This is a genomic window from Synechococcus sp. R6-7 (genome assembly GCF_047461695.1).
GTDB lineage: Bacteria > Cyanobacteriota > Cyanobacteriia > Thermostichales > Thermostichaceae > Thermostichus.
The window spans coordinates 1-6,495 of sequence record NZ_JANSHS010000008.1; the positions used below are offsets into that span (position 1 = coordinate 1).

6 protein-coding genes are annotated in these 6,495 nt (G+C 61.1%); all 6 read right to left on the reverse strand.

Annotated features, from left to right (window positions below):
* On the reverse strand, nucleotides 1-1,104 hold a 1,104-nt coding region (locus tag NW815_RS00220), incomplete at its 3' end, for a glucose-6-phosphate dehydrogenase assembly protein OpcA (protein ID WP_414415607.1).
* Nucleotides 1,105-1,234: 130 nt separating this feature from the next.
* On the reverse strand, nucleotides 1,235-2,833 hold the full coding sequence (locus NW815_RS00225) for a glucose-6-phosphate isomerase (protein WP_414342549.1): 1,599 nt from the start codon (nucleotides 2,831-2,833) through the stop codon (nucleotides 1,235-1,237).
* Between the two features lie 46 nt (nucleotides 2,834-2,879).
* Nucleotides 2,880-3,386: a 2-amino-4-hydroxy-6-hydroxymethyldihydropteridine diphosphokinase gene (folK, locus tag NW815_RS00230; RefSeq protein WP_414388308.1), complete on the reverse strand. Its 507-nt coding sequence runs from the start codon at nucleotides 3,384-3,386 to the stop codon at nucleotides 2,880-2,882.
* On the reverse strand, nucleotides 3,383-3,766 hold the full coding sequence (folB, locus tag NW815_RS00235; RefSeq protein WP_011434456.1) for a dihydroneopterin aldolase: 384 nt from the start codon (nucleotides 3,764-3,766) through the stop codon (nucleotides 3,383-3,385). Before folB ends, folK begins: the two co-directional genes overlap by 4 nt.
* Complete coding sequence (gene folP / locus NW815_RS00240) at nucleotides 3,753-4,622, reverse strand: dihydropteroate synthase (RefSeq protein WP_414388310.1); 870 nt, start codon at nucleotides 4,620-4,622, stop codon at nucleotides 3,753-3,755. The genes folB and folP overlap by 14 nt, the downstream gene beginning before the upstream one ends.
* Before the next feature lie 541 nt (nucleotides 4,623-5,163).
* Complete coding sequence (gene ychF, locus NW815_RS00245) at nucleotides 5,164-6,255, reverse strand: redox-regulated ATPase YchF (protein WP_011434459.1); 1,092 nt, start codon at nucleotides 6,253-6,255, stop codon at nucleotides 5,164-5,166.
* Nucleotides 6,256-6,495: the final 240 nt, after the last annotated feature.

Below are 6,495 nucleotides of genomic sequence, written 5' to 3' on the forward strand. Positions count from 1 at the left end.
CCCTAGGGTTTCTTCGTAGAGGTAGTCGGGGCCAAGCCGCTGCAACTCGGCAGCCAGCAGGGTGTCGAGGGAATCCTGCTCCAGGGGAGCCACCTGGCGAACCACACATCTCTGAGCGCCCCCCATGGCTTCCATGCGCATACACCCTGTGATTTCGGAGCACAGCACGGTACAGGCGTCGGCTTCCTGGTTGCTGGAGGTGAGGCGCAGCCCGATGAGATCCCCCGGCTGGCTGATTTCCGAGGCCAAGGGCACAGCCGCCAGTTCTGCCATCACCTCGCCGCCCCTTTGGGTTTGCAAGCGGATACGGTCGATCTGGTAATCGTGCTCCTGAGCCTGAACCCGCTCTGTGGGAGTCCACCCCAGGCGACTGGCCAGCCAGCCCAGGAAGAGGAACGCCTGGCAGGGATTGCCGGCTTTGTAGTCGAGGTTCACACGATCCACAAGGTAGAGGGACTCTCGCCGGTCGGGAGGGTCAAAGGCTTGGGCGGTGAGTTCCTGCCAAGGCAGCAGCCGCCGCCAGTTGAGATCCCCGCAGTGGCGGCCCTCGCTCAGCAAGAGGTGGATTTCTTGCAGATCTTCTTCTGGATTGACAAAGCCCCGTGAATCGACGATGACCCGGTTGCTCAGAGCCACCAATTTTTGAAACAGCAAGCTGTTCAAATCCAGATCCCCTTGCCACCACAAAAAGGTGGGCAAGTTGGGGATCAGCAGCGAGGCAACGGTGCTGCAGGCCCGCACAAAGGCCGATTCGGGCGCTTTCAGGGTGATGTATTCGCAACAGACCAACGAGCTGCGCTGCTCACGGGTCACCGGACAGTAGGCGGCCACCTGGGCCTCGATGGCGTCGTCTGGGGATCCCTCTCGTTTGGCGCGCAGGTCAATGACGCGACAGGGGTTCTGGGTGGCGATGGCTTCGACGGTGGGGGAAGGCAGCAACAGCGCATCGTCCAGAGATTCGTACACCACCAGGGTAAAGGTGGCAGCGCGGGCGGCAACGCTCTCTCCTTTGGAAGACCAGATCTTGTTCAGCTCCCGCTCAATATCTTCGATGGAGACATCTTTCGGAGTCTGTAAGGGTAGGACGGCAGCAGATTGATCCATAGTCTCCTCCTGGAGTGGACTCTTGCTCGATTCTAGGCAGGGGGGTCGGCTGGCCGGGAAGGGCTTAAGGCGAGGTACAGATTGACCAACTCAAGCCTGCTCTCCGCACTTGCTCCAGGAAACTCGAGGCTCAAGCAGGCCGAGGCTGGATGTTCAGCTCCAAGGGGCGGGCGGGATCCCCTGTCAACAGGACTCCGCGGCCATTGGCGTGTAGGTGCCGCACAATCCAGTACAGGGTTTCTATGCGCTCCGGGCAGCCCAGTTTCTCTGCCAGTTGGGGCAAAGTCAGGGATCCCTGGTGCTCCTGCACCGTCTCTAGCAATCGCCGTTGCAGCTCCAAGACAGCGCTGGCGGCTTTCTTGCCTGCTTCCACCCCCGGTTGATGGTAAGCGTTGATCTGGATTAGGGAGGCGTAGAGGCCCACGGCTCGCTCGTAGAGGGCAATCAAGGCCCCCACCGAGCGGGCATCCACCCGTGGCAGCGTTACGGTAATGGAGTCGCGACCGTTTTCGTAGAGGGCCTGGCGGGTGCCCTGCAGCAGGCCGTTCAGGTAGTCGCCACTGGTCACCTGCGGCTCCACGAAGGGGGAAGGGATCCCAGGCTCCCGATCCTGAAGCACCTCGATGAAGGTGACAAAGAAGTTGTTCAAGCCATCCCGCAACTGCTGGACGTAGGCATGTTGGTCGGTGGTGCCCTTGTTGCCGTAAACGGCGATGCCCTGCTCCACACGGTTGCCGTTTAGATCGTGGGATTTGCCCAGGGATTCCATCACCAACTGTTGTAAGTAACGGCTAAACAGCAGCAGGCGATCCTTGTAGGGCAAAACCACCATGTCCTTGCGCCCTTGCCCTTGACCGACGATGTACCAGGCCATGGCCAGCAGAGCGGCGGGATTGCGCTCCAGGTGGGGCAGGCGGGTGGCCTCATCCATGGTGGCTGCCCCGGCCAGCAAAGCCCGGATATCAATGCCCTGCAACGCTGCCGGCAACAGGCCCACCGGGGACGTTTCGGAGGTGCGCCCCCCCACCCAGTCGAAGATGGGGAAGACCTCCAACCACCCCTCCTGCCGCGCCTGCTGCTCCAATTGGCTGCCGGGGCCGGTGATGGCCACCGCATGGGCAGAAAAAGGGATCCCAGCCTTTTGGTAGGCCAGCTTCACCTCCACCAAGCCATTGCGGGGCTCTGGGGTGCCGCCGGATTTGGAGGTGGTGATCACCAGGGTTTGCCCCAGTTGGTCTGCCAGCCGCCCCAGCACCCGGTCAAACCCGTCGGGATCCGTGTTGTCGATGAAGTGGATGTTCAGGGGGGGGTGCAGCGGAGCCAGGGCCTCCGCCACAAATTGCGGCCCCAGAGCTGAGCCGCCAATGCCGATGCAGAGCAGCTCGGTGAACCGTCCCCCCCCGCTGGCCGGGATAGTTCCGCGATGGATCTTTTCGGCAAAGGTTTCCACTCGCTCAATGGAATCCTGAATGGCCTGCCGGATTTCAGGGGTGGGAGCCAGCTCGGGCGCCCGCAGCCAATAGTGGCCCACCTGGCGGCCTTCGTCGGGGTTGGCAATGGCTCCTGCCTCCAAAGCCTGCATATCGGCAAAAGCCTGGGCAAAGCGAGGCCGTAGCGCTTCCACCTGAGGGGGAGTGAAACGGATGCGGCTGATATCGACGAAAATCTCCAGGCCGGGATGGTAGTAAAGCCAATCGCAGTAGCGCTGCCAGAGTTGGAGGCTGTCCATGGGATCCCTTTTGCCGAAATCCCTAACCAGCTTACCAAACTCTTTCTTACTCCCAGCCGAGGGTCGTGCGCTCCAGCCAGGACTGATCCAAACTGATGAGTGCCTCTTTGACCCCCACACCGGTCTCAGGGTGACGCCAGTCGGGAGCGATCTCCCCCAAGGGAGCTAAGACAAAAGCACGTTCCATCATGCGGGGGTGGGGCAACGTCAGCTCAGGGCTGTTCAGGATGCGGCTGCCCATGGCCAGCAGATCCAAATCCAGGGTTCTGGCCTCCCAGCGGATGCGCCGCACCCGTCCTGCCTCCTGCTCGATGGCCAGCAGCGCCCTTAGTAACTCCAGGGGAGACTGGTAAGGGGGGAAGGGATCCAAGGCCACCACTGCATTGAGGTAATCAGGCTGTCCGGGTGGCCCCCCTTGGGCTGGGCTGCGGTAGAGACTGGAACGGGCCGCCACCTCTCCCAGCTGGGGCAGCTTCTGCACAGCCAGGCGCAACTGCTGCAGCGGATCCCCCAAGTTGCTTCCCAGGGCAATGTAGGCCAGGTCACGATTCATGAGGCTTCCGCCCTGCTTACGGCTCGCCGGCGGTCGACCTCGACGTAAACATCCTCGAACAGCCCCGGCAGGGGAGCATGGGGCTTGTGAACCCGCACAGTTAGGGCCTCCAGCTGGGGATAGCTCTGCCACAGCCGCTCTGCGATCTGATCCGCCAAGGTCTCGATCAAGCGGCGGCGCTGGCCGGTCACCTCCTGCCGCACCCTCTCGTACACCTGGGCGTAGTCCACCGTGCGCGAGAGGTCATCTTGGATCTCGGCTAGGGAAAGCCGCATCTCCACGTCCACCACAAAACGCCCACCCAAAACCGCTTCCTCCGGGCAGTGGCCGTGATAGGCATGAAAGACGAGGCCCTGCAGCACCAGCCTACCCTGCGTCATGGTGCAGAGCTTCCCAAGTGGCAAGGGCGGAAACATGAGCCGGCACGTTGTGAACCCGTACCAGGGCAGCCCCCCGGCTGGCTGCAAACAGGTGCACGGCCACGCTGGCGCTGTCTCGCTCGCTGGGCACGGCAATGCCGGAAAGCTTACCCACAAAACTTTTGCGGGAGGCCCCCACCAAGACCGGGTAGCCGTAGGCCACCAGCCGCGGTAGGGCTTTAAGCAGGACTACATTCTGCTCGGCAGTTTTGGCAAAGCCCAAGCCCGGATCCAAAACAACGCTGGGCACGCCCGCTGCCAGGGCCCGCTCTGCCTGTTCCCTGAGAAAACCGAAAACCTCCCCCTCCAGGTCAGCATAGTCGGTCTGCTGCTGCATGGTGCGCGGTTCTCCCCGCATGTGCATGATCACCGCCGGCACCCCCTTTTCGGCACAGACCTGTATCATTTGGGGATCCCGCAGCCCGCCGACATCGTTGATGATGTGCGCCCCGGCAGCCAAAGCCGCAGCCGCCACCTCCGTTCTGCGCGTATCGACGCTGATGGGGATCCCGGATCCTTCCAGGGCCCGGATCACGGGCAAGACTCGGTCGCATTCCACCTCCACCGATACCGGCTCCGCTCCCGGACGGGTGGACTCGCCGCCAATATCCACGATCAAGGCCCCTGCCGCTGCCATGGCTTTGGCTGCCTGCACAGCCGCTTCTGCAGATCCCCACTGGCCGCCATCGCTGAAGCTGTCGGGGGTAACGTTTAGCACCCCCATCACCCCAACGCCCCGCCAAGAAAGACGGTAGCCCTCTGGCGTCTGTTCTGCCCCAGGCAGAGGACGTCGGGAGATCAAGCTGGTAACACCCATAACCGCTGCAGGCTGCCGTGTTGCAAAAGCAGGGGGAAAAGTCTCCCACTGCCTAGGATGGTATTGCCGTCAATCCCAAGGCTGGCGCAAGCCCAACAGGATTCTACAAAATTTTTTACAACGTCCTTACAGAGCCACGATTGGTGAAAGGCTGCCCCTGCCGGCTCAAGCGCAAGGAATGGCCCCCGCCGACAGAGGAAGCTCTCCCGCTCTGGCTAGAACATGATGTCGTCTTCCGAACGACCCCAAATACACCAAATGATAGAGGCAAAGATCGCCATGTAAACCCAGGCCATCGGGCCGTATTGCAGCAGATCCATCAATACATCCCTAAAACATTTGTTTATCTAGTCCAATTATTGTGATGTTTCGTTACAGCGTCAACCGTTTTCTTAGGAAAAGGCCCCCTCTCAGACCCAGCCGGAGCTGCGCTGGGATCCCTTGTCCAGGGCGGGTTAAGTCTTTTTGCCTAAAGACAGGGAGCAAGTCTTCAGTTTCTGAGAAAACCCAGCTTGCCTGAGAGATGCAGGAGGATAGGGAACTAGACATTGAAGCGGAAGTGCATCACGTCCCCTTCCTGGACGACGTAGTCTTTGCCTTCGCTGCGCAGCAGGCCCTTTTCTTTGGCGGCATTCAGGGATCCCGCCGCCACCAGATCGGCATAGGCCACCGTCTCGGCCCGGATGAAGCCCCGCTCAAAATCGGAGTGGATCACCCCGGCTGCCTGAGGGGCTGTGGCGCCGACTGGAATCGTCCAAGCGCGGGTTTCTTTGGGGCCAGAGGTAAAGTAGGTGCGCAAGCCCAACAGCTCGTAGGTGGCTCGGATGAGAGATTTCAGCCCGCCCTCTTTTACCCCTAACGAATCCAGATAGGCCTGTCGCTCGTCGGGGGGCAGCTCCACCAGTTCCGCCTCCACCTGGGCTGAGACCACCACCACACCTGCCCCTTCCGCCTCGGCAAATTGCCGCACCTGCTCCACCCAGGCATTGCCGCTGGCCAGATCCGTTTCCGCCACATTGGCGGCGTAGATGACTTTTTTGCGGGTGAGCAGCCCCAACCCTTTGATCAACTGCTCTTCTTCTGGGCTGAGGGGTACCAGGCGAGCCGGCTTGCCCTCGTCCAAGGCAGCCTGTAATTGTTCCAGAGCCTGCAACTCCAGTTGGGCGGTTTTGTCGGACTTTGCCTGCTTGCGCACCCGCTCTATGCGCCGCTCGATCTGGGCCAAATCTGCCAAGGCTAGCTCCAAGTTGATCACCCCGATATCCCGCAAGGGATCCACCGAACCCGCCACATGCACAATGTTCTCGTCTTGGAAGCAGCGCACCACGTGCACCACGGCGTCCACCTGGCGAATGTGGGAGAGAAACTGGTTGCCCAGACCCTCCCCCTTGCTGGCTCCAGCCACCAGCCCGGCAATATCCACAAACTCGATTTGGCTGGGGATGATCTCGGCAGAACCGCTGATCTTGGCCAGCACCTGCAAGCGCTCGTCGGGCACCGCCACCCGCCCCACATTCGGCTCAATGGTGCAGAAGGGAAAGTTGGCCGCCTCGGCTTTGGCATTTTCACAGAGGGCGTTGAACAAGGTAGATTTGCCTACGTTGGGCAGGCCGACAATTCCAGCTCTCAACATCCAGATCTTGGGGAAAAAGCCAAAAACCAGGGTAACGGGATCCCTTGCCCAGCGGAAAGATCCCTACTCTGACGTTAGCATTTGCCGCCCCTTTCCCAACCGGTGGATCCGCTCCCAAGCGCTCCGCGCCGCCAACGCCACCACCTTCGGCTCCTCTCCCAAGAGAACTGTATTTTTTGTCAGCTGCACAGTGTTGGGCAGCTGAGGTCTTTTGACATCCTCCCCGGCCTGAAGGCCGGA